Annotated in this window: 28 protein-coding genes; 1 reads left to right on the forward strand and 27 read right to left on the reverse strand. The window is 47.3% G+C overall.

What is annotated here, in order from left to right:
• Window positions 1-4 precede the first annotated feature (4 nt).
• The 3 genes from dapB to AC4PM4_RS20060 all read right to left on the reverse strand — a co-directional run bounded on the left by dapB (window position 5) and on the right by AC4PM4_RS20060 (window position 1,796).
• A complete protein-coding gene (gene dapB, locus AC4PM4_RS20050) occupies window positions 5-808 on the reverse strand; it encodes a 4-hydroxy-tetrahydrodipicolinate reductase (RefSeq protein WP_053780709.1) in 804 nt (267 codons plus the stop codon).
• Window positions 809-889: 81 nt separating this feature from the next.
• Window positions 890-1,414, reverse strand: coding sequence for a tetratricopeptide repeat protein (locus AC4PM4_RS20055; RefSeq protein ID WP_236703321.1), 525 nt, complete (start codon window positions 1,412-1,414; stop codon window positions 890-892).
• A 52-nt stretch (window positions 1,415-1,466) separates the two neighbouring features.
• A complete protein-coding gene (locus tag AC4PM4_RS20060) occupies window positions 1,467-1,796 on the reverse strand; it encodes a nucleotide pyrophosphohydrolase (protein WP_024630636.1) in 330 nt (109 codons plus the stop codon).
• Window positions 1,797-1,969: 173 nt separating this feature from the next.
• Between AC4PM4_RS20060 and AC4PM4_RS20065 the strand changes: the two genes are divergently transcribed.
• A complete protein-coding gene (locus AC4PM4_RS20065; RefSeq protein ID WP_063566789.1) occupies window positions 1,970-2,839 on the forward strand; it encodes a YitT family protein in 870 nt (289 codons plus the stop codon).
• 104 nt (window positions 2,840-2,943) lie between these two features.
• On the opposite strand, the gene AC4PM4_RS20070 is transcribed toward AC4PM4_RS20065, so the two are convergent.
• The 24 genes from AC4PM4_RS20070 to aroC form a co-directional block, all read right to left on the reverse strand.
• Entirely contained in the window at window positions 2,944-3,813 is an 870-nt protein-coding gene (locus AC4PM4_RS20070; protein WP_064636870.1) for a sporulation protein YpjB, read from the reverse strand.
• Between the two features lie 66 nt (window positions 3,814-3,879).
• Entirely contained in the window at window positions 3,880-4,506 is a 627-nt protein-coding gene (locus AC4PM4_RS20075) for a DUF1405 domain-containing protein (RefSeq protein ID WP_090807585.1), read from the reverse strand.
• Window positions 4,507-4,619: 113 nt separating this feature from the next.
• Window positions 4,620-5,501 (reverse strand): c-type cytochrome, encoded by an 882-nt coding sequence (locus AC4PM4_RS20080; RefSeq protein WP_452562498.1) that lies wholly within the window; start codon window positions 5,499-5,501, stop codon window positions 4,620-4,622.
• 21 nt (window positions 5,502-5,522) lie between these two features.
• Window positions 5,523-6,194 (reverse strand): menaquinol-cytochrome c reductase cytochrome b subunit, encoded by a 672-nt coding sequence (gene qcrB / locus AC4PM4_RS20085; RefSeq protein ID WP_017687726.1) that lies wholly within the window; start codon window positions 6,192-6,194, stop codon window positions 5,523-5,525.
• A 15-nt stretch (window positions 6,195-6,209) separates the two neighbouring features.
• Window positions 6,210-6,752 (reverse strand): QcrA and Rieske domain-containing protein, encoded by a 543-nt coding sequence (locus AC4PM4_RS20090; protein ID WP_063566786.1) that lies wholly within the window; start codon window positions 6,750-6,752, stop codon window positions 6,210-6,212.
• Between the two features lie 193 nt (window positions 6,753-6,945).
• Complete coding sequence (locus AC4PM4_RS20095; protein ID WP_491614423.1) at window positions 6,946-7,368, reverse strand: DUF2487 family protein; 423 nt, start codon at window positions 7,366-7,368, stop codon at window positions 6,946-6,948.
• A gap of 164 nt (window positions 7,369-7,532) precedes the next feature.
• On the reverse strand, window positions 7,533-7,712 hold the full coding sequence (locus AC4PM4_RS20100) for an IDEAL domain-containing protein (protein ID WP_063566784.1): 180 nt from the start codon (window positions 7,710-7,712) through the stop codon (window positions 7,533-7,535).
• A gap of 23 nt (window positions 7,713-7,735) precedes the next feature.
• On the reverse strand, window positions 7,736-8,242 hold the full coding sequence (locus AC4PM4_RS20105; RefSeq protein WP_063566783.1) for a gamma carbonic anhydrase family protein: 507 nt from the start codon (window positions 8,240-8,242) through the stop codon (window positions 7,736-7,738).
• Window positions 8,243-8,286: 44 nt separating this feature from the next.
• Entirely contained in the window at window positions 8,287-9,405 is a 1,119-nt protein-coding gene (locus AC4PM4_RS20110) for a hypothetical protein (protein WP_491614424.1), read from the reverse strand.
• Between the two features lie 237 nt (window positions 9,406-9,642).
• Window positions 9,643-10,242 (reverse strand): histidine phosphatase family protein, encoded by a 600-nt coding sequence (locus AC4PM4_RS20115; protein WP_491614425.1) that lies wholly within the window; start codon window positions 10,240-10,242, stop codon window positions 9,643-9,645.
• A gap of 40 nt (window positions 10,243-10,282) precedes the next feature.
• The gene (locus AC4PM4_RS20120; protein WP_491614426.1) at window positions 10,283-10,918 is read right to left on the reverse strand and encodes an anti-sigma factor family protein; all 636 of its coding nucleotides are present in this window, start codon (window positions 10,916-10,918) and stop codon (window positions 10,283-10,285) included.
• Window positions 10,915-11,508 carry an RNA polymerase sigma factor gene (locus tag AC4PM4_RS20125; RefSeq protein ID WP_053780698.1) on the reverse strand — a complete coding sequence of 198 codons (594 nt, stop codon included), beginning with the start codon at window positions 11,506-11,508 and terminating at the stop codon, window positions 10,915-10,917. The genes AC4PM4_RS20120 and AC4PM4_RS20125 overlap by 4 nt, the downstream gene beginning before the upstream one ends.
• Window positions 11,509-12,171: 663 nt before the next feature.
• A complete protein-coding gene (locus AC4PM4_RS20130) occupies window positions 12,172-13,266 on the reverse strand; it encodes a prephenate dehydrogenase (RefSeq protein WP_063566779.1) in 1,095 nt (364 codons plus the stop codon).
• A gap of 27 nt (window positions 13,267-13,293) precedes the next feature.
• Entirely contained in the window at window positions 13,294-14,394 is a 1,101-nt protein-coding gene (gene hisC, locus AC4PM4_RS20135; RefSeq protein ID WP_072733416.1) for a histidinol-phosphate transaminase, read from the reverse strand.
• An 86-nt stretch (window positions 14,395-14,480) separates the two neighbouring features.
• On the reverse strand, window positions 14,481-15,287 hold the full coding sequence (gene trpA, locus AC4PM4_RS20140; RefSeq protein WP_063566777.1) for a tryptophan synthase subunit alpha: 807 nt from the start codon (window positions 15,285-15,287) through the stop codon (window positions 14,481-14,483).
• On the reverse strand, window positions 15,284-16,483 hold the full coding sequence (gene trpB, locus AC4PM4_RS20145; protein ID WP_063566776.1) for a tryptophan synthase subunit beta: 1,200 nt from the start codon (window positions 16,481-16,483) through the stop codon (window positions 15,284-15,286). Before trpB ends, trpA begins: the two co-directional genes overlap by 4 nt.
• Entirely contained in the window at window positions 16,480-17,217 is a 738-nt protein-coding gene (locus tag AC4PM4_RS20150) for a phosphoribosylanthranilate isomerase (protein WP_072733417.1), read from the reverse strand. Before AC4PM4_RS20150 ends, trpB begins: the two co-directional genes overlap by 4 nt.
• Window positions 17,214-18,005 (reverse strand): indole-3-glycerol phosphate synthase TrpC, encoded by a 792-nt coding sequence (gene trpC, locus AC4PM4_RS20155; protein ID WP_063566775.1) that lies wholly within the window; start codon window positions 18,003-18,005, stop codon window positions 17,214-17,216. Before trpC ends, AC4PM4_RS20150 begins: the two co-directional genes overlap by 4 nt.
• A complete protein-coding gene (gene trpD, locus AC4PM4_RS20160) occupies window positions 17,995-19,017 on the reverse strand; it encodes an anthranilate phosphoribosyltransferase (RefSeq protein ID WP_371121629.1) in 1,023 nt (340 codons plus the stop codon). The genes trpC and trpD overlap by 11 nt, the downstream gene beginning before the upstream one ends.
• Before the next feature lie 86 nt (window positions 19,018-19,103).
• The gene (gene trpE, locus AC4PM4_RS20165) at window positions 19,104-20,675 is read right to left on the reverse strand and encodes an anthranilate synthase component I (protein WP_063566774.1); all 1,572 of its coding nucleotides are present in this window, start codon (window positions 20,673-20,675) and stop codon (window positions 19,104-19,106) included.
• Between the two features lie 488 nt (window positions 20,676-21,163).
• The gene (locus tag AC4PM4_RS20170; RefSeq protein WP_143813571.1) at window positions 21,164-21,346 is read right to left on the reverse strand and encodes a hypothetical protein; all 183 of its coding nucleotides are present in this window, start codon (window positions 21,344-21,346) and stop codon (window positions 21,164-21,166) included.
• Window positions 21,347-21,374: 28 nt separating this feature from the next.
• Window positions 21,375-21,752 carry a chorismate mutase gene (gene aroH, locus AC4PM4_RS20175; protein ID WP_063566773.1) on the reverse strand — a complete coding sequence of 126 codons (378 nt, stop codon included), beginning with the start codon at window positions 21,750-21,752 and terminating at the stop codon, window positions 21,375-21,377.
• 5 nt (window positions 21,753-21,757) lie between these two features.
• Complete coding sequence (gene aroB, locus AC4PM4_RS20180; protein WP_090807391.1) at window positions 21,758-22,852, reverse strand: 3-dehydroquinate synthase; 1,095 nt, start codon at window positions 22,850-22,852, stop codon at window positions 21,758-21,760.
• Window position 22,853: 1 nt separating this feature from the next.
• Window positions 22,854-24,023: a chorismate synthase gene (gene aroC, locus AC4PM4_RS20185; protein WP_063566771.1), complete on the reverse strand. Its 1,170-nt coding sequence runs from the start codon at window positions 24,021-24,023 to the stop codon at window positions 22,854-22,856.
• Between the last annotated feature and the right edge of the window lie 173 nt (window positions 24,024-24,196).

The following is a 24,196-nucleotide window of genomic DNA, read 5'->3' on the forward strand; positions in this document are numbered from 1 at the left end:
TCTCTTAGTCGATAAAGTGATCAAATCCGTAGATAAGTCCTGTATATTCCATAACCTTCTGTACACCAATCTTAACACCAGGCATATAACCTGCACGTTCATAGGAGTCATGACGAATTTTGAGGGATTGGCCAAAGTCTCCAAATACCACTTCCTGCTGGGCGAACACTCCCGGCAACCGTACGCTATGAATTCGGAATCCATTATAATATCCGCCACGCGATCCTTCGATCGTCTCTTCTTCATTCGGATTACCCTGACGAAGTTCCTCGCGGTTTGCTGCAATTAGCTCGGCTGTTTTGATTGCTGTACCCGAAGGAGCATCCAGCTTCTGATCCCCGTGATATTCGATGATCTCCACATTCGGCATATGTTTGGCAGCCTGTGCGGCAAATCTCATCATCAGAATAGCACCGATTGAGAAGTTCGGGGCAATCAACCCTCCAATGCCTTTGTCCTGACACTGCTTGTCCAGCTGTTCGATCTGCTCCGGCGTAAAGCCGGTAACACCCATAACAGGTCTTACTCCGTGACGAATGGCAATTTCTGTATGGGCAAAGGCATATTGAGGGACTGTGAAGTCCACCATAACCTGCGGTTTAGTCTCTGCAAAAGCCATCTCGATATCATCGGTCAAAAGCACCCCACATTCGGGTAGACCGACAAGTGTTCCGGCATCCGTGCCTACTCCTGAGCGGTTGACCGCTGCGGCGAGCTCCAGTTCAGGATCTTGAAGCACCAGTTTCACTACTTCACGGCCCATCCGGCCAGCCGCTCCGATTACGGCAACTCTTATTACTTCACTCATCTTGACTGCATCTCCTCACTATGTTGGTTCATTTGGTTGAATCCAGTTCAAACGATTTCCATCCCGTTATGAAATGGCATCTTATTGAATGGATTTCATACGCTGCTTAATTTCCTGTAACAATAGATGCAGTTGATCATTCTGCGGGTCCAGCAACAATGCGTCACGTACGGAACGGGTTGCAAGGTCGAACTCATTCAGATCGCTGTAAGCAAGAGCAAGCATGATATGCGCTTCCACATATAACGGGTCAAGTTTAACTGCCTGTTTCAGCAGATCGGCCGCCTGCACATATCGTTCATGCGTTCCGTCTCCTGCCTGCTCAAGCAACACCTTGGCCTGAAGGCTTATCTGTTTGGCTTCCAGGGTCTGTAAATGCAAAACATATTCCTCTATCCCCTGTGACAGTTCAACAGCCTTACGCGCATATTCAAGCGCTGGAGCCAAGTGTTGACTGCGGGCATGTGTAATGGAACAACGATAATAGAGCTCCGCATGTTCCGGGTGAGCATCAATGGCAGATTCGAACCAACGAATCGCCTGCTCAAAATCATTTTGCAAAATACAGCGGTACGCATGCTGCATATACTCTTCCGGTTTCATCATCCAAGCTGTCCCTCCCTCATTGAGGTGATGGTACAGCATATGTAATCTACGCCTAATCGGTGTTTTTTGGCGTCCACCGATTTGCATCGCGTGTGTTAAATTTATGCATGACTTTGTCGTGCGCCTCTGCCAGGTCGATCCCGAGAGAATTAGCAAAACAAATCGTGATAAATAAAATATCACCGAGCTCAAGCTCAATGGAATTGTCTGCTTCGGAAGATTTTTTCGGTTTTTCACCGAACTCGTGATTCACTTCCCTTGCAAGCTCTCCCACCTCTTCAGACATACGGGCGAGCATGGCCAGCGGGCTGAAGTATCCTTCTTTGAACTGGGAAATATACAGATCAACCTCACGCTGCATTTCTGCAATGCTTTTCTCCATGAGAACGGATTCTCCTTTTGAAATTGTGTCGTATTTGTTCCTAATATATCAGTTATTTAGATTCACTTCCACCATCATAAACGACAAATCATTTTTAAAGAATCGATAAACAGGTATACTAAGATGGGAATGATTGCTTTCTCATTCTAATTTGTAAAATGGAGAGGGAACTTATGAGCACTTCCAAAACCTGGGTTCAATTCAAATTGATTCTCCCCATCCTATTGGGTACGGCATTATATGCCTTTGGACTTCTGTACTTCATCATCCCCAACCAGCTCATGGAAGGCGGCGTAACCGGGATTACGGTCCTGCTAAATTATGCGTTCAACATCTCTCCTTCGCTTACAACCTTGGTTGTTAATATTCCACTCTTTCTGGTGGGGCTTAAGATATTGGGCGGCAGACAGATGATCTATACAGGTGTGGGTATAGGAGCACTTACTGTGTTCCTGTGGTTATTTGAAAAAATGATTCATCTTGGTTGGATTGAACCGCTGCATACCCAGAATGATCTTTTACTTGCAGCACTTTACGCTGGAGTTACATTGGGAGCAGGGCTTGGCATCGTATTCCGCTGGGGTGGAACGACAGGTGGCTCTGACATCATTGCCCGCATTCTTAATCGAAAATATGGCTGGAGTATGGGACGTGTACTATTAGGTATCGATTTCATCATTATTGGTATCTCCCTCGTCTACATTCCCAAAGAAAAAATACTGTATACCCTTGTAGCTGTGTTTATCGCTTCTAAAGTGATCGACTTCATTCAGGAAGGAGCCTATTCGGCTCGCGCATTTATGATCATCAGTGACCATGCACCTGAGATTGCAGATTTGATTACCCGTGATATGGACCGCGGTGTAACGCTCATTCCCGCCATTGGTGCATATTCGAAGCAGGCCAAACATGTTGCTTACTGTGTCATCTCCAGGCAGGAATTCCGACGTTTGCAGACGATTGTGCGTTCGGTTGATCCTAGAGCATTTGTTATTATTAGCGATGTGCATGATGTACATGGAGAAGGGTTTAAGGAAAGTTGACCTTTTACTTCTACAAAAAAGAAAACCTCTCTCCCCAAGAGAAGGCCACGAATGGCCTGCCTTGTAGAAAGAGGTCTTTGTCATATCGTGATAACAGTAATGGCTTAACGCCGAAAAGGAAAAATCCCTTGTTGCTGTGCCCGATATTTACGATAACCCGCATAACTTAGCGTTGCTATGATTATGGAAGTAATGAGCAATCCGGCTGCCCTACGATTGGGCCCCTGAACAAACGGTACGAAGGCACTTTCGTCCTTTTCCCGACCAAACAACTGGTTCACCAACTCTTCACCGTGGGTTACCATACTCTTCAATTGTGCGATGTCAGTCTGCTTGGCCGCAGTCAGACCCTTGGTATGAGACAACCAGGCGTCCAGTTGGGCGATCTCGTAAGGTTCACGGCGGATCATCGCCGCAGGCCGGATCGTCTCGTAATGCTCCTCCAGTAAGGCGTAGCGACTTGCTATTATCGCCGAACTTAACTGTTGATTTGCCGCGGTTGATAGCGCATCAATATCATTTTTTACGATTTTATAATACTGGAGCCATAAAGGTTTGGCCGGGTTCGCAAGACTGTCTGCCGCAAGTCGAAGTTTGGCAGAGGCCTGCTGCAGAGATGCATCATCACTTTTCACCCTGACCGCAGCTTCTTTCACTTCAACAATGGTCTCGGATAGGGCATGAATGCCTTCTACTGTCGTCTGACCCTCAAAGGATATATGCTCCAGACCTTTACTGATTCGCAAAATACTGCCTCTAACCTCTTCAATATCATTCTCCAAGGCATGTCGATACAGCAGGGCCGCTTCTTCATTTAATTGCTGAATTGAATTTTTGGCTAATACTTGCTGATCTGTATTTCCGTTCGCACCTGTACTTTCCGCTGATACGCTGTATGACAAGTTCGTCCAGAACAGTAGAGTCATGAACGACACCACCATAAATCCAGTTTTGATCCTGAACGTTCTCTTCATGGACATCCCTCCCACCATCAATGTATGGCGGGCCGGAGTTCCTTAGAACAAGCTTACATTAGGAAATCAGGTCCGTTTGGCCTGTCTCAATGCAAGCCATGCACAGAGAATGCTCACAAGCGTCAGTCCCACTGTGAAGTTGCGTACACCATCCAGATGGTCCATCAGCGATGCGGGCAGCCAAGGGAAGATGTCATAAGTATAATCCATCGTATCGTTTAACAGCGTCCATAATGCAGCGATTGTTAGAGCACCCCAACGGAACCCAAAGAACCGCACATACAGCAGAGCCTCAATAGCCATGGCGCTATGCGACGCAATTAACATCCAATCCTGCCAGTTCTGTGCGCCCCCCTGCATCCAGCCTGCAAAAATGATGGAGACTGCCCAAACACCGTATTTTACCGAAGTAACCACAGCAAGCGCCTGTATGATATGTCCAATCCGATTCAGAAGCATCGATTTCGGCTTGTACAAAATCCACAACAAGGATAGTGTAAAAAACAGACTCGCCGTCGGACTGTCCGGCACAAACACAATTTGCCATAGTGGTTGCTGTGCCAGCGTATATTCCAATTGATCCCCGTACCATATGTATCCATATACTGTTCCTAATGCATTACACCAAAAAAGAAGCCACAGGAAATAACGGTTCGTTAGAAATTCCCGGCTCCAAAAATACGATAAAGCCACATTCTCTGCCCCTTCCATCATATGTGTTCTGCATTCCAAAGATAGGTTTTGCGAAAAACGCCTCAAAAAAACCTGACCGCATAAACGATCAGGTTTCATTGCTTATTTCGATTTTACTGTTCTGCCTTCTGTTTCGCAAGCCATTCTGCCAGGTGATTGATGTCATCATCTGTCAGCCCTTGAGCAATGGCGTTGTCGTACTGAGCAGGCATACTGTTATATCCTTCTTTGATAATCGTCAGGATTTCTTCCTGGCTGTGTTTGTCGCCCACACCCCGAAGCGAAGGTCCTCCTGCTCCCTTCATATCAGCCGCATGACATCCGATACATCCGGCCTTTTTGAAGGTTTCCATTGCAGGGTCATCCTTCTCAACGATCGCCACTTCTTCTTTTTGACCTGCCGCATTGGAGGTAGGCAGACCCTGCGCGTGTTTCTCACGCGCTTCTTCTTCACGCTGAATATGTTCCGGCTTCTGGCCGCTTGCTTCCAACTCATGCGCGTAGTGTGTCCACGCAACATTGGTCAGGTAGAAAACGGCCATCACCGATAGAATCATAAGTGATGATGCAATCGGACGTTTGTAGAAACGCCGCTCCTTGCCTGTATCCAGAAAAGGGGCCAGTAACAAAGCGCCGAAAGCAACTCCGCTGACTCCAAGTACCCCGAGCAGGACATAATCACCTGAGGCATATGGGTATTTCAAATACTGATACAGAAAAAGGAAGTACCAGTCCGGCATCGGGATAACCGATGCACTTGGATTGGCGGGATAGCCCAATGGTGCAGGTTCCGAAATCGTTAATACCAGAATACCAACCAGTACAACAACACCAACCATCCATTCCTTCAGCAAGAAGTTAGGAATAAAAGCCTCTGATTTGCCGGGATACGCCGTGTAATCCGGTGGAGTTATAAACCCCGCGCCTTTACGGACGCGTGAGTCCCCGACGAAGATAATCTTTTCCTGGTCATCTGACTTGTGTCCGTGAGCCATGTCGATTCCTCCCTTCTCAGATTATAGTGGTCCCGAAATGCCCTGTCTGCGGATCATAATAAAGTGACCGACCAGAAGCACCAGAAGCACAGCCGGAAGGAAGAAGACGTGCAGGGCAAAGAACCGTGTTAACGTCTGCGCACCTACAATAGTTCCGCCTTGCAGGAATTCCTTAATGATCGGCCCCAGCCAAGGAACCGTGTTCGCAATCTCCAGAGTAACCTTGGTTGCAAAGTAAGCTTTGTTATCCCATGGTAACAGGTACCCGGTAAGCCCGAGACCCAGCATGACAAAAAAGATCAGCATGCCGACAACCCAGTTCATCTCACGTGGTGCTTTGTAAGAGCCGGTAAAGAATACACGCATCGTATGTAAGAACATCATAACGATAACCAAACTGGCTCCCCAATGGTGCATCCCGCGTACAATTTGGCCGAAGGCTACTTTGGTCTGCAAATACTCGACACTGGCGTAAGCATTAATAATATCAGGCACATAATACATGGTCAGGAACATCCCTGACAAAATTTGAATAACAGTGATAAAGAACGTCAATCCACCAAAGCAGTACACGAATGCGGAAAAGTGATGAGCCGGGTTTACGTGCTCTGGAACTTCATGATCCGCAACGTCCCTCCAAATTGGCGTGATATCGAGACGCTCGTCAATCCAGTCATAGACATTTTTAAACATCTGCGTTCACGCCTCCTATTTGACTCGGGTGTTCGGAACAATGTCGCCCAGATAAACCCAACCCTGATCTTCCTTAACCACATACTCATCCAGCGGCTTCGGGGCTACGGCAAGATTCTTGCCTTCTTTGGTATAATGCGCACCATGGCACGGACAATGATATTCGTCGGGATACTGCTTATCACTGTTCCAACCTACGGTACATCCCAAATGTTTACAAATGGGTGAAAGCGCATAGATTTTGCCCTGTTCATCTTTCCTGATCCAGGCGATTAACGAAGCATTGCTCAAATACCAACCGTCTTGCTGTTTCACTTCAAACGTAAATTCTTGAGGTTCATTCGTAATTTTGCTGATTTCCGCTACTTTGACAGAGGTGCCTTCTCCCTTGTGCTGCAAAATCGGGTCCACCGCAAAACGGACCATGGGAAGTATTGCACCGGCGGCCATGTAGGCTGTAGCTCCACCAAGCGTGTACGTCAAAAACTGCCTGCGTGACATTTCCATGCGGCTTGGCAATTTCATCGAAGCTTCGTGCTGGTCATGCTCACTGCTCATACTGTCTCCAACCCCCTTTTTCAGCCAACTCTCTTAATCGTTTTCATTATCAGAAATTCCACGACTTACTAGAACATACATAATCATATAGTAGCCCTAGAACACCGTCAAGAATTTGTCACACATTTTTAAGGTTCATTTGTAAGCGTTATTAAAAAAGTGTTGGTAAATTGTCACATTTGTCACAGGTAGGTCATCTTTTCCATAACTCACGGATTTTTTCCCCGACAAAACGCGAAATCCCTTCTTCTCCAACCTCTTGAATTAAAACAGAACGACTTAATACCAAATCTGCAGAAGTAATTTGGGTCTGTTCCATCACACCATCAGATGACATTATAACCACATATTTGAAACCGGAAGATTTGAGTTGTTCGGATAAGGTATTTAATGCCATTGACATATCCGGACACGCATAATGGAATGCAGGGTAAGTCATGATACGCCCTTTAAACGGAATCTCCACTAGATCCAAAAAATCTCTAAGCCACTCCAACGCCTCAGTTGCTTCAACCGGAGACTGCTTGCCCGTTAGGGCTGTATATGGAATAAGGCATGTATCCAGATAGAGTTGCAGTTCTGCCCAGCTGTCTTGAGTCATCTCACTGAATTTCAATTCCCTAATTCCCCTCTCTATCCATTTTATTCCCATATTATATATGAGCTTATATTATAAATCCAGAGATTGATACTTTTTCCGTGCAGGAATGGTCGTGAACGAAAAAAAGAAATGCGTGTTTCACGCATTTCCTGTGTTATATATTTATTTTTACATGCTCATCAGTTTATGGCCTTCAGTTCATCCGTCAGATTCCGGAAAGCTACTTCGTCTCCGGTAGCCAATGCATTATCGATTTCCATATACAGCTTCTCGCTGCGCTGTTTACGAAGCGCGTCGTCCCACACCATCTCAGCAGCCAGCCCCAACATGACTTCATACGTAACTTTCATTTTATCCAATAGGATGCACCTCCAAAACGGATTTAAGAGCTCCTATACTCCTTTCCTTTGGCAACATAACCTAGTGTAGTTCTCGACATCCGCTCAAGATCTGCATCAGTCAACTCACGTATCACTTTGGCTGGTGTGCCCAAAGCAAGGGTATAGGGCGGAATTTTAGTATTTTCAGTAACAACAGAACCGGCCCCGATCAGCGTATATTCACCAATTTCGGCTCCATTGAGAAGGATAGCGCCCATACCAATCAGCGAACCTGTTCCGATACGACATCCATGGATAATCGCAGAATGTCCTACCGACACATCGTCGTCCAAAATCAAAGGTTGATCCGTGTTGACGTGTCCAACAGCATTATCCTGTATATTACAGCGCCGTCCAATCACAATGGGTGCCAGATCGGCGCGAAGCACAGCATTGAACCAGATCGTAGATTCTTCACCCATTGTCAGATCACCTATAAGTTTGGCGCCTTCAGCCATATATACCGAAGGGTGTAACTGGGGTTGCATACCTTTGTATGGAATTATCATAAGTATCACTCCTTAATTTGGGAGTGATTTTAGCAACTTGTCCTTCACTTGTCAAACATAACGGGGGTAATATCCCCGGATAGCGAGCGACAGGATGACGCAAGACGTGAACCCCATGCTGTCATTTGTACTGTTCGCCCATCTGCATGCTCTCCAATGCGAAGCATGCCTAGGTGCAGCATCATTTTGAGTATCCTGTTGTCATAAATCGTCTCTGCAGTGTCATAATAGAACGGCTGAATGTAGGGACCAATCTGTCGGAACAAAGACTCTGCTGTGGACCAGCTAGCTGCACATTCCCCTGTCCAGTACACAATGGAGGACAGATTGGGAATAGCACCTTTATAAAGTCTTAACCAAAACCGAAATAGCTGTATCATCTCAGCTGTTTTCTCTGCCCCCAGCTTGTCTTCACCGGAAGGTGACAATTTCAGCGTGCCCTGCTCCTCGCGGACCAGACGATGATGAAAAGCGTAGTCATAGATGAACGCAAATCGGTCGGGGTAGTCTTTGAACGAACGACCATAACCAAATCTCCATCCTGCCTTACTCACCAGCGCCTCACTCACATGCAAATGCTCCATGATCTGCTGCTGAGAACGACGATACATCATGCCTTCTGCGTTTAGTGCTATTTCATGCTGCTGGACAAATTGTAGAAACAGTTTCAGATCATCTGCGAGTAGATGGTATTCATCCCGGTAAATGGGCGGCTCGCTCGTCTGTGCAATACCGGCTTTCAGGTGAGTGGATAACACATCCCGAAACCTCAATTGCAAATCCTGGGGTACCTGATACAGATACCTGGTCTGTTGAGTTGTGCCATTGAACAACCATCCACTCTTCGTGAAGCGTACGATAAGATCACGTGGACTGGCTCCAGCCTCGCTATCTTTTTTATCCATCGATTGACGAGCAATGGCGACAAGTTCCTCCATACCGAAGTATTGACGGGCATCAAACAGCAAGTTGTTCAAAAATCGCAGATCTACCTGGTTTAGTTCACGAACCTGCTGCTCAAAAAAAGGTCTGCTGCCCAATGTAGTGAGAATACTCTGGATGAGTTCATGTTTGGAATTGGGCTTACACTCGCACTGGTAATAGTCTGCTATTCGATTAAGCTGGCCGATATCGGCAAAAGTAAGCATATCCGCTAGATTCATGGGTCCATCGCCTCGCCCTTGACTACTTTTTGGCTGTTGATTCGGGGCCTGGAGTAGTTTGGTTTTGTAAATATCGTTGACGGAATTCCCATGATCTAAACCTCTTTTTTGCAAATCTTTTATGTTTTAACCATACTATGCCCGAAGTTGCCTGCTCAGAAGAAGAATGAGAGGTTCAAAATCATATAGAATGACAGTTATAAATTGCTATAACGCAAAAAAAACAACCTGAGTTAATTACTCAGGTTGTTTTGCCAGATCCAATGCAAGGTGTCGTGTACAGTTATAAAGCAGTGGACTCCAATCGTCACGTTCCTTCTCCAGGATCGTAAGCGACAGGTTTCCAATTCGTTCCGTATAGCGGTCTTTATACAAAGCTGATAGCAGATTGGCTAAAAAAGCGCCATGGGAGACAATCAGCACATTTTGGTCCTGATGAGCCTCCCATAAATCCTCCAGAAAGCCCAATGCACGTGTCTGAATATCAGCAATCTGTTCCTGCCCCAAATCCAGCGTCTCCCAGGAAGCGCCCCAGCGAGCAACACGCTCTTCGGACGTCAGACCTTCAATCTGACCAAAGGCACGCTCCTTCAAGCGTGCATCTGGCTCCAGCAAAGGAACATTCAATAGCCCGGAGATAATCTCTCCCGTCTCCTGAGCCCTAGACAGCCCGCTCGTAATGATTTGGTCCCAGCGATACTCTTCGGTAAGCAAACGTCTACCCAGACGCTCAGCTTGCTCACGACCTTCTGCATTCAGAGGTATGTCTGTCTGTCCCTGAATACGTCCTGCCGCATTCCAGTCGGTTAGACCGTGACGAATAAGCCCGATCCGCATCTCATCCCTCATTTCTCTATACGGTGAACGAAAGCTTTACCTAAGCACGTGCACCTTGTTTGCGTTTGTTCGTTGTACGATGCATCCGTCCAAGAGAGAACAGAGCCATACCTATTGCAAGCAGTGACAACGCCATCCAGTACTGAGGATACGCTGGGCCCATGCTCACAACGAAGGGCTCAATAATACTACCTCTGTCCGCTCCCGTCATGTTGTACTTGTACAATCCGGAGGAAGAAGGCTCACTGCCCGCTACTCCTGTCTCCAAAATGCCCGTAGAGACCACATTGGTCTGCTCAGCTTCTGATACGTCTGGCTTAAACATCGCCATGTACAGAAAACTGCATAAAAAAATTGCCAGGAACGCAGCAATCCACAAAGACATATGCTTGCGGATTACAGCAGAGAAACGATTAACCTTTGCCTCTCCCGGCAATAGCCATGGAGACTCCGCATAGATCCGGTCCATAACATTACGGTTCACTTTCTCTGCTTGTTGTTCTGTCACTGGGACCGGTATGCTGTGCATCAGAATTTGAGCTTCTTCCCACACCTCAAATTGCTGCGAGCAATCTTCACAACCAGCGAGATGAGCATGAAATGCAATTCGCTGAGGGTGAGCTTCCGGCAAGTCCCAGACCAGTGCAAACAGTTCCTGGGCTTCATTGCAATTCATCTGTTCTTCATCCCTTCATATGGCTCGTAGACCGGTTCGAAGAAATAAGGTTCCAATTGAGTTTTTACGCTTGACCTTGCTCTGAACAATAACGATTTTACAGAACTGACGCTCTGCCCAAGAATATTTGCAATCTCCTGGTAATCTAGTTGATCATACTCTCGGAGTATAATGGCAGAACGCTGCTTCTCCGGTAAATTGTTAATTGCATCCCTAACCAGCATCACCCGCTCACTGCGCAATACAGCATGCTCTGGCGCATTCTCAGAAGGAGCAACAGGTACAATACCGCTCTCTTCAAGTGGAACACTCCCACTACGCTGTTTGCGAAGCTCACTCAGTACCGTATTTCTCGCGATGGTATATAACCAGGTTGAGAATGAGGCATCCACCTCTCGGAATGAGTGCAGACTGCGGAACGCCTTATAGAAAGTCTCAGAACAGAGATCTTCCGCAAGCAGCTCCATATTAGAACTTTTCAACATATGATATACGAAAGCCAGTATTTTACGCTGATAACGACTCATCAGCTCGGAATATAACTCCAGGTTACCTTCCTTGATCTCTCGAATCAACTGGGAATCCGTCATTTGAGTGCGACCCCTCCTCGCCCATCCATGTGCTTCTCCCCGTTCGACTCTATCCATGTATTACCGAACAGGCACAAAAAAGTTGCGGTTTTCACCGCATAAAACAGCGTTCAGCGCCAAAACAGGCCTTCCCGCCAAATTCCCCTATGTAATGGCAATTTCCCCAACGTTTCTACATTAACAGTATTTATTGTACAACGGTCTGCATCGTCCTGGCAAATCCATGGCTTTCATTGAAGCCCGACCAGTCATTATTATGCGGCCGTTTTCTCGTCCATGACTTCAATTTGATCCCTTTTGTGAAGCCACTCATATATTGGACGAACGAAGGCCTCAAAAAGTTTGTGTGAATAAAGAATTAATTCAAAATTTCAGTTCCAAATGAAGATCTATTCCACTTTGATGCAAGGATTATATTTCCTTAATTTACGAATGTTATAATTAATTCAAACAATTTTACTCAAAGTGTTGACAAAATGAAAACGGATACATATAATAAAAGTACAGTATGGTTTCTCTCCACTCCTATCCAATAACTGTATTGCTCCACGTGAGCAATGGCCGCTTATGTAAGCGGTCTTTTTTTTGTCCTTTTTTAGAACATGTCCTGTAACAGTTAGTTTTCAACACAAAGAAAGAGGGCCTTCGCCCCCTTCTAAAAACCTAAATCCACACTTGATACCCTAGGGAATCCAGCAACGTTTTGGCCCGTTCCATCTCTTCTTCTTGCCGGAACGACAAACGCATAATGCCCGGTACATCGACCCGGTTCTCAATAATCTCCATGTTGCTTAAGTTAATATCATTCGCCCCAAGCTCAGTGGCAATCTTGCCGATCATCCCCGGTGCATCCTGTACATCCGTATACAGATCAAACAACGACGAGATCATACCTTTCCGTCGTTCTGGCAGCACACTGCGGAACTCGCGTGCCTGACGAAACGCCTCCTCAATGCCCTCACCATTTTGTTGCTCCAGCATTTCGGTGAAAGCCGTCATCTGGCCGTTCCAGTCCTTCAGCAAGCCCAACAGCACCTCACGGTTGCTCAGCAAAATATCTCTCCATACAATGGCATCACTGGAGGCAATCCGAGTAATATCCCGGAAACCGCCTGCAGCTAGCATTTTATACAAAGGGTTCGATTCATTATATTCGCGCACCTGGTTCACCAGCGCAACTGCAATAACATGTGGCAAGTGACTAATCGCCCCCACAATGTCATCGTGCAGCAGCGGCTCTACACGTACAATCTGGGCACGTGTATACGCAAGAAGATCAGATAACCTGTCATAAGCTTCCTCAGGTACATATTCTGAAGGGGTCAAGACATAGTATGCATTCTCGAATAATACTGCCGAGGCTGCATCTACACCTGCACGCTCAGATCCGGCCATCGGATGCCCGCCGATAAAGTATGCGTCACTCATGCGGACATGCTCAGCACAGGCTGCGATGGACGCCTTTGTGCTTCCTACATCCGTAATAATACATCCCTTTTTCAAGGGAAGCTTGGCCAATTGTCCAAAATAGGATTCGAGCAGCCCAACAGGTACGCACAAAAAAATAAAGTCGGCATCCTGTACCGCTTCCTCCAGAGAGAGCGTAGCATCATCCACTACACCACTCGCTATGTACTTGTCCTTCAGTTCAGGCAGGTGGGCATAGCCCATCACCGTTACACCAGGCTTGCCTTTGAAGCAAAGCGCCAATGAACCGCCGATGAGCCCTACACCGATCATTGCAATTTTTAGTTTCATGGGTCCTCACTCTTTTCATCGCCAGATTTAAGGGCGTGCTACCGCCTTCTCAGCCAGCGTGTTCTCCAGTGCCGTGACAAACGCACGGTTCTGTTCTGATGTTCCTACGGACACACGAATGTATGTTGGATATACATGGAATCCAGGACGAACAATAATGCCTTGTTTCAATAGCGACTGAAATGCCGTTGCAGAAGGCATCTCCAGATCAACCATGATGAAGTTACCCTGCGAAGGGAAAAACGGCAGTTCTAGCCGTGTGAACTCATTTTGCAAATACGCTCGTTCTACTGCATTACGCTCCGCACATTCTTGGACAAAAGCCTGATCCTCAAGTGCAGCTTTCGCCGCAGCCTGACCGAATCGTGAAGTATTAAACGGCTCACGCACGCGGTTGATCAGATCGATCACTTCCGGGCGTGCAATACCGTATCCAATACGCAATGAAGCCAGGCCGTAGATTTTGGAGAATGTCCGCAAAATGACCAAGTTAGGATAACGCTCAATCATAGAGACACTTTGTGGATACGCCTCATCCGTTACGAATTCATAATAGGCTTCATCCAGCACAACCATGACGTGAGAAGGTACACGATCCATAAATGCCGTCAATTCCTGCTCAGAGATAATTGTACCCGTTGGATTATTGGGGTTACATACCCAAACTGCTTTGGTCTTATCATTGATTTGTCCCAGCATGGAAGTCAGGTCATGAGTTCCATCTTTAAGTGGCACTTCAATGCTGACAGCACCCTCGATGTCAGCGTTACTTTTGTATACAGAGAACGTCTGGTCAGCCATGATGTTCTCGTCTCCCGGGAGGAAGAATGCACGAGTGATCAACGCAATGATTTCATCCGATCCACAACCAAAGATCAGATTATCCCGTTCTACCCCCAGATGCTTCGCCAGCACTTCAGTCAGTTCCGTGGAACTGCCATCCGGATATATGCTTACATTGACCAGCTCTCTGGTGATCGCTTCAAGCGCAGCAGGCGAACTTCCATATGGATTTTCGTTGGAGGCCAGCTTGATCACTTGCTCCAAACCCAGTTCACGTTTCACTTCTTCAATCGGTTTGCCCGGTTTATATACAGGCAGATTGACAATCTGGGACTTCGGTTTCAACCCGACCGCCTCCTGTTATTGAAATAGTTATGGACATGCCTCAGCCTGTGCTGAGCATGCCCCGGGGATGTAACATCATTTAATCCCTATCCTTTTAATTGTGCCACAAAGTTGCGAATTTGCAACAGTCCCGCCTGACGCGTATCCGGGTTTCCAAGAAGAGGTATAGCTTCTTCCACCTGACGAACGATAGCACTACCAACAACAACACCATCACAGATGCGGGAGAAACGAGCTACCTGCTCGTGACTGGAAATGCCGAAGCCAACAGCGACAGGAATATCTGTCAGGCTCTTTACAGTTTCAATGAAGCTCTCTACCCCATCGAAAAAGGAAGCTCTCTCTCCCGTGACACCCAGAGAAGAGACACAATAGATGAAACCACGTGCTCCCGTGACAATACGCTCGATCCTCGCGTTGGACGTAGGGGCTACGAGCGGAACCAAATGCACACCTGCAGCATCTGCACGGCGTCGCATATCCTCGGCTTCCTCAATCGGAAGATCCGGAATGATCATGCCGCTGATCTCATGTTTGACCAACTCGTCAAAAAATACATCCAATCCCGTCTGTAATACTGGATTATAGTAGGTGAACAGGACAAAAGGCATTTTCACACCCTCCGCACGCGCTCTTGCTGCTGTCTCCATACAAGTCCGAATCGTGATCTGACTTTTCAATGCACGCTCGGAAGCACGCTGGATTACCGGTCCATCTGCGAGCGGATCAGAATAGGGAACACCGAGTTCCAAAATGTCTGCCCCCGCCTGTTCCAATTCCTTAATGATTTCCACCGTGGTATCCACATCTGGATCTCCAACCGTAAGGAATGGAATAAGTGCTGTCCGGTTCTGTTCTTTCAATTGTTGGAAGGTCTGGTCCATCAGGTTCATGCCAAGTCCCCTCCTGTGTATTTCATAATGGATTCAACGTCTTTGTCACCACGACCGGAAAGACAGATCACAACGATATCATCAGCGCTGAGTTCAGGCGCAAGCTTGACGACCTGCGCAACAGCATGGGCTGACTCCAAAGCGGGAATAATGCCTTCTGTTCGGCTCAGCAACTGCAAGGCATCCAATGCCTCCTGGTCCGTAATCGGAACATATTTTGCACGTTTAATATCTTTGAGATAGGAATGCTCGGGACCAACACCCGGATAATCAAGTCCCGCTGAAATGGAATGGGCTGGCTGAACCTGTCCATATTCATCTTGCAGTAGATAACTCATCGAACCCTGGAATACACCATGTGTCCCTTTGCTCATCGTAGCCGCATGGAACTCGGTGTCCACCCCTTTACCTGCTGCTTCAACACCAACAAGCTTCACATCCTGATCGCCAATAAACGGATAGAACATACCGATTGCATTACTTCCGCCGCCTACAGCTGCAACAATCACATCCGGCAAACGTCCTTCAATCTCCTGAATCTGGCGCCGTGTCTCATCACCGATCACTCGCTGGAAGTTACGTACCATCATTGGGTACGGATGAGGACCGACTACCGATCCAAGCACGTAGAAGGTATCTTCCACATTACTAACCCAGTAGCGGAGCGCCTCGTTTCCTGCATCTTTCAATGTGCGCGTGCCAGATGTCACCGGAATGACTTCCGCCCCAAGCAGCTTCATCCGAAATACGTTCAACTGTTGCCGTTGCGTATCTTCTTCACCCATAAACACTTTACATTCAAGCCCCAGCAATGCAGCAACTGTTGCGGTGGCAACACCATGCTGTCCTGCACCTGTTTCGGCGATGACTTTCTTTTTCCCCATCCGTTTAGCCAGCAATCCCTGTCCAATAGCGTTATTGATCTTGTGCGCTCCCGTATGGTTCAGGTCTTCACGTTTCAGATAAATTTTGGGTCCACCCAAGCGGCGGGACAATTGCTCTGCATGGTATAAAGGCGTTTCCCGGCCAGAATACTCGCTTAGCAGGTAATTCAGTTCCTTGTTGAATTCCTCGTCTTCGGAGAAGTGGCTATACGCTTCCTCCAGTTCGATCAGAGCGTTCATTAGTGTCTCAGGTACAAAGCGGCCTCCGAAGGGACCGAAACGCCCGTGTTGATCCGGCAATTGATGTGTCATGCCTGCTTCACCCTTTCTACAAATGCTGTAATTTTCGCAATATCCTTCACACCTTCGGACTCTACACCGCTGGATACATCGACGCCGTCCGGTGCATATGTCTGTATCAGTTGTTGCACATTATCCGGCTGTAAACCTCCTGCCACGAACAACGCGATTCCATGTTTTCTTGCCCACTCGGCGTAGAATGGAATTCGTTCCCAGGCAAAGGTTTTACCGGAGCCCCCTCCATAGAGCGGGTCAAACGTATCGAGCAATATGGCGTCCACCACATTTTTATATGGATCAAGTGCCAATAAGGCAGTATCGTCAGCTAATGAACCTGTTTCATCCTTGGGAAAAGAGAAAGCCTTGAACACTTCGGTACCGAAGTGCTGCTTCACCTGTTCACAAAATTCCGGCGATTCCTGTCCATGCAGCTGAATGACATCCAGGCCTGAAATCTGCATGATGCTTTCCAGCTCTTCGAGCGTAGGATTCACGAAAACACCCGCCAGCTTCGGCCGATCAAACATCGTCCAGTCCAAGAGAACCGTTCTTAGCTCGGCACCCTGTTCAGGCGTAATACGGCGACGGGATGGGGCAAAAACAACACCAACGTAATCCACAGGCAAGTTTATCATCGATTTTAGCACTTCAACGTCCTGAAGTCCACATATTTTTACAGCCGCTGCCGGCCGGGTTCGCAGATCCACGTCTCTGCTGTTTGTGCCGTCATGATTAAATGCATTCATGCTTTTGGTCCCATCAGTTCATATACCGCTGCCTCAACATCGTCCTTACGCATCAGATGCTCCCCAACAAGGATACCATGCACACCTGCCTCAATAAGAGATTCCAGTGGCTGAGGGCCGTCAATTCCACTTTCACTGATTAATGTGACACCATCCGGAATCAAGTTCATCAAATCCAACGTGGTGTTGAGACTGGTTTCGAACGTTTTCAGATTGCGGTTGTTGATGCCCACAAGTGTTGCCTGCGGTATATCGAGTACTTGCTCCAGTTCAGCACGATCATGGACTTCAATTAATGCATCCAGGCCCAGACTTTTGGCAAACGTCAGATATTGACGCATCTGTTCGGGTGTCAGAATACTCGCAATCAGCAAAACGGCATCCGCGCCAAGCAGCCTTGCCTCGGCAATCTGTCGTTCATCTATAATAAAATCTTTGCGCAGTAGCGGTATGTTCACAGCTTCATGAATGGCCTGCAAGTATTCGCTATTTCCCTGGAAATAAGAAACGTCGGTCAATACGGATATACAATCCGCTCCAGCCCGTTCGTATGCGGAAGCAATTTCTACTGGATGAAAATCAGGACGAATCAGTCCTTTGGACGGAGAAGCCTTCTTCACTTCGGCAATGAGACCCAGTTTACGGTTACGTCTCTCTGATAGAGCACGTTCGAATCCACGAGTATTGGGTAATGCCTCTATCTTTTTCAGCGCATCGTCCATCTGAAATGTTTGTGCCAGAACTTCAACTTCTTTATGTTTGGTTGCTACGATTCGATCAAGATACATGACTGTACGCCTCCGTTGTATGAATTAACTGTTCCAGCTTCCCGGCAGCCTTGCCGGAGTCTACAGCGTCTGTCGCCATCAACACACCTTCTGCAATGGTATTTGCTAGACCGGATACATAGATGCACGCCCCGGCATTCAACAGAACGACATCGCGGTATGCGCTCCGTTCTCCCTGGAAGATCCTTTTAATAATTTCGGCGTTCTGAGCCGCATCTCCTCCAAGAACCGATTCCAGCGGATGTAACGATAATCCCATATCACGTGGATCAATGTCATACGTATGCACTTCACCATTACGCAGCTCGGATACCTGGGTAGGTGCGGAGATGCTGATTTCATCCAGTCCATCATGACTCGCTACAACCAAAGCTCTTTTCAGCCCCAGACGATTCAGCACTTCAGCGATCATCGGTGTCCGGCTGCGGTCATATAAACCAAGCAATTGTCGATCCGCTCCCGCAGGATTGGTTAGAGGTCCGAGCATGTTAAAGATTGTACGCACACCCAGCTCTTTTCTTGGCGCAGCAGCATGTTTCATAGAAGGGTGGTACACCTGAGCAAAACAAAAACAGATTCCGATCTCATCGAGACATTGTCTCGCCTGCTCTCCGTCCAGATGAATATTCACGCCCAATGCTTCAAGTACATCCGCACTGCCCGCCTTGCCTGAGGCAGAGCGATTTCCATGCTTCGCCACCCGGACAGAGACTGCTGAAGCAATGATCGCCGATGCTGTTGAAATGTTGAACTTATGAATACCTGAACCACCTGTTCCACAGGTGTCCAGCAGTCCATTGCCGTCGGTCAGGATCCGTCCGCCCTGTCCACGCATGGCTTCGGCAAACCCCGTGATTTCATCCACCGTTTCCCCCTTCATCCGCAAGCCCATAAGCAAACCTCCGATTTGAGCCGGAGTGGCCTCACCTCTCATGATGGAGTACATCAAGTCGCGCGCTTCCGCCTGCTCCAGATGGCTGCCCTCCAAAATTTTGGCAAGGCCATTCTTCATTCCTTCCGCATGACTAACTTTAGTTACAGATCGCTCGGATTCTTCATTCATGACTGGGTTCATATTCATTTCCGGTCTCTCCTCTCTCAGTTTTGTGCAGCCGTGGCTGGGGTAACAAAATAATCGGCGTTGGCAAGTTTCAAGGTGTGATCCTTCTCTTTGGCAGGAAACATCGCTTCTGCTGTACGAATCGCCTTAAGCAACGCTTTGGCTTTATTTACTGTTTCTTCATATTCATTCTCAGGCACCGAATCCCATACGATTCCGGCTCCAGCCTGCACATAAGCTTTTCCCTTTTTGAAAATAATCGTTCGGATTGTAATACAGGAGTCCATATTGCCCGAGAAACCAAGATAACCGATAGCACCTGCATAAGCACCCCGTGCTTCTTTTTCCAGTTCCGCGATGATCTCCATCGCACGTAGCTTCGGCGCACCGGATACCGTACCCGCCGGCAAACACGAAAGAAATGCATCAAAGAAATCCTTGTCTTCTCTAAGCTCACCTGTAACGTTGGACACCATGTGCATGACGTGGGAATATCGTTCAATTTCCATGAACATGTCACATTTCACACTTCCGAAGTTAGACACACGTCCTAGATCATTACGTCCCAGATCAACAAGCATCAGATGTTCTGCACGTTCCTTCTCATCCTGCAGCAGATCTGCCGCCAATGCACGATCTTCTGCTTCCGTAGCTCCTCTTGGACGAGTACCCGCAATCGGCCGTGTCTCTACGCGGTTTCCATCCACTTTTACCAACGCTTCCGGTGAAGTCCCCACAATAATCTCATCGTCCATCTTCAGATAATACATGTAGGGTGATGGATTCAACGTCCGAAGCACGCGATATACATGCAGCGGAGATACTTCGGTATCAATGTGGAAACGTTGGGATAATACCACTTGAAAAATATCTCCTGCCCGAATGTACTCTTTGGCCTGCTCTACATTCCCGATAAACTGTTCCTTCGTGAGATTGGATCGAATATCCCCCAGTTCCACGTCTCCTGGGATGGAACGCGGGTTCAAGTTCTCCCCTGGTCCTTGCTGCTGCAAGCGTTCAGCCGCCTGTTCCAGCTTCTCAGAAGTTAAAGCATAAGCTTGACGGATATCATCATCCGTTGCACCGTCCTTCACGTGCACATTGCCCACAAGCAGCATCTGCTGCTTCACATGGTCAAACACGATAATCTGGTCGCAGAACATGAAGCGAATATCATCCATTTTCAGATCATCCAGCGCGTGGGCCGGAAGCTTCTCATAATATTGCAGCAGATCGTATCCAAAGAAACCAATGGCCCCACCTGTAAATGGCGGCAGTTCATCATCTTTTGGACTGCGATACTTACGCAGCAGTGCTTTGAGTTCTTCAATCGGTTTGCCTGGCAGTTCTCGAATCTGTCCCGCTTCTTCTACCACGATCCGGCCTTTTTTGGCGGAGATCATTAGGAACGGATCTGTACCGATGAAGGAATATCTCGCCCATTGAATTCCACCCTCCACACTTTCCAGCAGAAATGCCCGGTCGTTGTCAGCATAACGGCGGAAAATCCGAATCGGGGTCTCCATGTCTGCCAGAATCCGTTTGACTACCGGAATCAGATTATATTCATTCGACATTTTCAGTACTTGATTAACGTTTGGCGTTATCATCAGATCACGTCCTTTCAGATTTATATAAGTTCAACTAAAGAGGTTTACACTGAGCACTCCGATGACAGAACAACCTTCCGATCGCTGTTATCCCCAGATTTTTTGATTCCCTTTCTAAAGGGAAAATCCGGTGATAAAGGCGAACGCTCCGCTTCTTCAGGTTATTTCTGTCCTCTCCGTTTTTGTGTAAAAAGTTTAGTTGAACCTATATGGGTAGAAGAAACAATTCAATATACAACAAAAAAACCTCTACCATCAGGTAGAGGTTTGGTTATAAGCTGTTTCAACAGGTTGGTGCTTCATAAATAACAAGTCCCTATACATGCATACTTACCGAATTATCACACAGGCTGTTGTATGGATGTAATACAAATCCATCAAATAAAAAGGAAATGTACCGGCATACACTGATTCTCACCCATAGCACTCATTCTTTCATGAAATGCAAGAGGATATCGGTCGTGTTATACCTAAACAAAACGATGTCGCTAGACACGTTTGCATTCCTTCATCCTGTTTCTAATAATTCCGTAGCTCGACGTACCGCGAATCAGTTGACCGGCTTCTGTTACTCCGGTTACCACCCGCTGGACTCTGCTATATACTCCACTCATCTCAGCTGCTCTCAGCTCAATCTCTACTCTACTCAACTGGTTCTCACTATACATCATTCAGAATGATTTGACAACCACTCTAATCTTACGAATTGGAAGGTGCCGCCAAATCGGGACGCAGAGACTGTGCACCGTTAAGATACACATGGTTGATTTCATTCTGACCTTTTGCAGTGTTAACATGTACCATAAAACGGATGCACTGTGGCAAGGCACCTGCAACCGGAACTTCCAGCGCACACATCAAAGGTACAAGCTCCCAGCCATCCAACTGGCGAATTGCCTTTGCTGGGAAAGCTGCATCCAGATCTCCAGTCATCGTAATCCACACACTGCAAATATCTTCGGGTTGAATCTCGTTACGATCCACGATTTCCTGCAATAGTACAGCCGTTTCTTTCAAAATATGTTCTTCGTTATTATGCGTGACCGTAGTAGCCCCGCGAATTCCCCGAGTAACCATCACTTTTAATCTCCCTTCTTGAGCATTTCAATGACGTCGCGTACTGCCGATACCGGTACATCCTTCACAATTCTGGCAGCGCCGATCCGGTCAGGAATAATGAAGACCATATGGCCCTCACGGAACTTTTTGTCGTGCATCATTGCATCCATTAATGCATCCGTATCCAAATGTTTTGGCATCGTCACCGGCAGGCGCAATGAACGCAGCATGCGAACCGTATCGTCATAGAGTCCTGCTGGGGCTCCCAACTTTTCGCCGAGCAATGCCGAACCCGCCATACCAATCGAGATGGCTTCACCATGCAGAAATTCGCCGTAACCGGCAATCGCTTCAATGGCATGACCAATCGTATGACCCAGGTTTAACAATGCACGTTCTCCATTTTCACGTTCGTCACGCGATACAATCTCTGCCTTGATACCACAGCCTCGTTCCAAGCCATATCCCAAAGCCTCCGGATCAAGGGCAAGCAGTTCATCCGCATGCTCCTCACACCAGTATGCAAAAGCTTCGTCCCGAATCAGTCCGTGCTTCAGCATCTCTGACAAACCAGCAGAGACATCGCGTGGCGGCAAGGTTTGAAGAGTATCCACATCATAGAGCACCAGCTCTGGCTGATGGAATGCACCGATCATATTTTTAGCCAGCGGATGATTGACAGCTACTTTGCCTCCAACACTGCTGTCATGCGCCAGGATCGTCGTAGGCACCTGTACAAACTTGATTCCACGCATATATGTAGCAGCAACAAAACCAGCCAGATCCCCTACTACACCGCCGCCTAAAGCAACAATTGCCGAACTGCGATCCAGTTTGCCTTCGATGGCGGCCGTCATCATATCCTGATATACCGAAAGGGATTTCGATGTTTCACCCGATGGAACAACTGCGGAGACGACTGTAAAACCAGCCGTACGCAGTGTTTGTTCCAGATCGGACAAGTATTTGGGTGCCACATGATCATCAGTAATAATGAGTAAGGGGCTTTTTTTGGTTAAGCCATATTGCTCAAAATATTGAGGCGCTTGAGCCAACAGGCCGCTGCCAATCAGGATTGGATATGAGCGCTCCTCCAACTGCACTGTCAGCTGGCGCATCTTAGTAATTCTCCAGTTGATTATTGTAGTTGGCAAAGTTCGCGCGGATTTCCTCCATGGAGTCTCCGCCAAATTTCTCAAGGAAAGCTTTTGCAATTTCCCAGGCTACCACATGCTCCATTACTACACTAGCTGCCGGAACAGCACATGCATCAGAACGCTCAACCTGAGCTGTAAATGCTTCTTTTGTATCGATATCCACACTTTGAAGCGGTTTGTACAACGTAGGAATAGGTTTCATAACCCCACGTACCACTACTGGCATACCGTTAGTCATTCCGCCCTCGAATCCGCCCAAACGGTTGGTAGCTCGGTGGTAACCACGCTCTTCACTATGCACGATTTCATCATGCACCTGAGAACCACGAATCGTTCCGGCTTCGAACCCGATACCAATTTCCACACCTTTGAATGCGTTAATGGACATCACGCCCTGAGCAATCCTTGCATCCAGTTTGCGGTCATACTGTACATGGCTACCAAGACCCACAGGCACACCTTCAACGATACATTCCACAATTCCACCGATGGAGTCGCCTTCCTGCTTGATCTGGTCGATGTAAGCTTCCATCTTCTTCTCGGTTTCTGCATCAGTTACACGTACGGAAGAAGCTTCTGTCACTTCGATCAGTTCATCAATCGGCAGATCTTGATAAGGAGCTTCGATTTCTCCGATACGCAACACACGTCCAGCTACTTTGATTCCGAATTCAGCAAGGAATTGACGTGCAATAGCACCACATGCTACACGTACCGTTGTCTCACGCGCACTGGAACGCTCCAGCACATTACGCAAATCTTTTAGGTTATATTTGAGCCCGCCATTCAAATCAGCATGTCCCGGACGTGGACGATGAACGCGACGTTTCTCTTCGTCACTGCCTTCAATCGGCTCAATATTCATAATATTCTGCCAGTGTTTCCAGTCATTATTTTGAACAACCAACGCTACAGGAGCACCTGTTGTATATCCGTGACGAATACCACCAACGAAATTGGCCTGATCCTTCTCAATTTGCATGCGACGTCCACGGCCATATCCCTTTTGGCGGCGGTGAAGCTGAAAATTCAGCTCTTCAAAGTCAATATTCAGATTGCTTGGCAATCCTTCAATAATTGCGGTTAATTGGGGTCCGTGCGTCTCCCCTGCGGTTAAATAGCGTAAACTCATAATACGTTCCCCCTTTAAACTGTTAAACTTCACATTGCTAAAATCCCATAATTTCTTTGCTTATTATAGTATAGCTGACCGGCTTTGACAAGAAAGTCGGTCGTTTCTTGTCCTAAATTGGATTGGACTCGAATGGTGATTGATTGAGATTCCGACGTGTCTGAGAAATATCC

The organism is Paenibacillus sp. MDV22-iso6, from assembly GCF_058408365.1.

What these genes read in the sequence shown, in the direction of transcription:
- dapB (WP_053780709.1), bottom strand. Translation starts at nt 808, where the DNA reads ATGAGTGAAGTAATAAGAGTTGCCGTAATCGGAGCGGCTGGCCGGATG.
- AC4PM4_RS20055 (WP_236703321.1), bottom strand. Translation starts at nt 1,414, where the DNA reads ATGATGAAACCGGAAGAGTATATGCAGCATGCGTACCGCTGTATTTTG.
- AC4PM4_RS20060 (WP_024630636.1), bottom strand. Translation starts at nt 1,796, where the DNA reads ATGGAGAAAAGCATTGCAGAAATGCAGCGTGAGGTTGATCTGTATATT.
- AC4PM4_RS20065 (WP_063566789.1), top strand. Translation starts at nt 1,970, where the DNA reads ATGAGCACTTCCAAAACCTGGGTTCAATTCAAATTGATTCTCCCCATC.
- AC4PM4_RS20070 (WP_064636870.1), bottom strand. Translation starts at nt 3,813, where the DNA reads ATGAAGAGAACGTTCAGGATCAAAACTGGATTTATGGTGGTGTCGTTC.
- AC4PM4_RS20080 (WP_452562498.1), bottom strand. Translation starts at nt 5,501, where the DNA reads ATGGCTCACGGACACAAGTCAGATGACCAGGAAAAGATTATCTTCGTC.
- qcrB (WP_017687726.1), bottom strand. Translation starts at nt 6,194, where the DNA reads ATGTTTAAAAATGTCTATGACTGGATTGACGAGCGTCTCGATATCACG.
- AC4PM4_RS20090 (WP_063566786.1), bottom strand. Translation starts at nt 6,752, where the DNA reads ATGAGCAGTGAGCATGACCAGCACGAAGCTTCGATGAAATTGCCAAGC.
- AC4PM4_RS20105 (WP_063566783.1), bottom strand. Translation starts at nt 8,242, where the DNA reads ATGATAATTCCATACAAAGGTATGCAACCCCAGTTACACCCTTCGGTA.
- AC4PM4_RS20110 (WP_491614424.1), bottom strand. Translation starts at nt 9,405, where the DNA reads ATGAATCTAGCGGATATGCTTACTTTTGCCGATATCGGCCAGCTTAAT.
- AC4PM4_RS20115 (WP_491614425.1), bottom strand. Translation starts at nt 10,242, where the DNA reads ATGCGGATCGGGCTTATTCGTCACGGTCTAACCGACTGGAATGCGGCA.
- AC4PM4_RS20120 (WP_491614426.1), bottom strand. Translation starts at nt 10,918, where the DNA reads ATGAATTGCAATGAAGCCCAGGAACTGTTTGCACTGGTCTGGGACTTG.
- AC4PM4_RS20125 (WP_053780698.1), bottom strand. Translation starts at nt 11,508, where the DNA reads ATGACGGATTCCCAGTTGATTCGAGAGATCAAGGAAGGTAACCTGGAG.
- AC4PM4_RS20130 (WP_063566779.1), bottom strand. Translation starts at nt 13,266, where the DNA reads ATGAAACTAAAAATTGCAATGATCGGTGTAGGGCTCATCGGCGGTTCA.
- trpA (WP_063566777.1), bottom strand. Translation starts at nt 15,287, where the DNA reads ATGAACCTGATGGACCAGACCTTCCAACAATTGAAAGAACAGAACCGG.
- trpB (WP_063566776.1), bottom strand. Translation starts at nt 16,483, where the DNA reads ATGACACATCAATTGCCGGATCAACACGGGCGTTTCGGTCCCTTCGGA.
- AC4PM4_RS20150 (WP_072733417.1), bottom strand. Translation starts at nt 17,217, where the DNA reads ATGAATGCATTTAATCATGACGGCACAAACAGCAGAGACGTGGATCTG.
- trpC (WP_063566775.1), bottom strand. Translation starts at nt 18,005, where the DNA reads ATGTATCTTGATCGAATCGTAGCAACCAAACATAAAGAAGTTGAAGTT.
- trpD (WP_371121629.1), bottom strand. Translation starts at nt 19,017, where the DNA reads ATGAAGAATGGCCTTGCCAAAATTTTGGAGGGCAGCCATCTGGAGCAG.
- trpE (WP_063566774.1), bottom strand. Translation starts at nt 20,675, where the DNA reads ATGATAACGCCAAACGTTAATCAAGTACTGAAAATGTCGAATGAATAT.
- AC4PM4_RS20170 (WP_143813571.1), bottom strand. Translation starts at nt 21,346, where the DNA reads ATGATGTATAGTGAGAACCAGTTGAGTAGAGTAGAGATTGAGCTGAGA.
- aroH (WP_063566773.1), bottom strand. Translation starts at nt 21,752, where the DNA reads ATGGTTACTCGGGGAATTCGCGGGGCTACTACGGTCACGCATAATAAC.
- aroB (WP_090807391.1), bottom strand. Translation starts at nt 22,852, where the DNA reads ATGCGCCAGCTGACAGTGCAGTTGGAGGAGCGCTCATATCCAATCCTG.
- aroC (WP_063566771.1), bottom strand. Translation starts at nt 24,023, where the DNA reads ATGAGTTTACGCTATTTAACCGCAGGGGAGACGCACGGACCCCAATTA.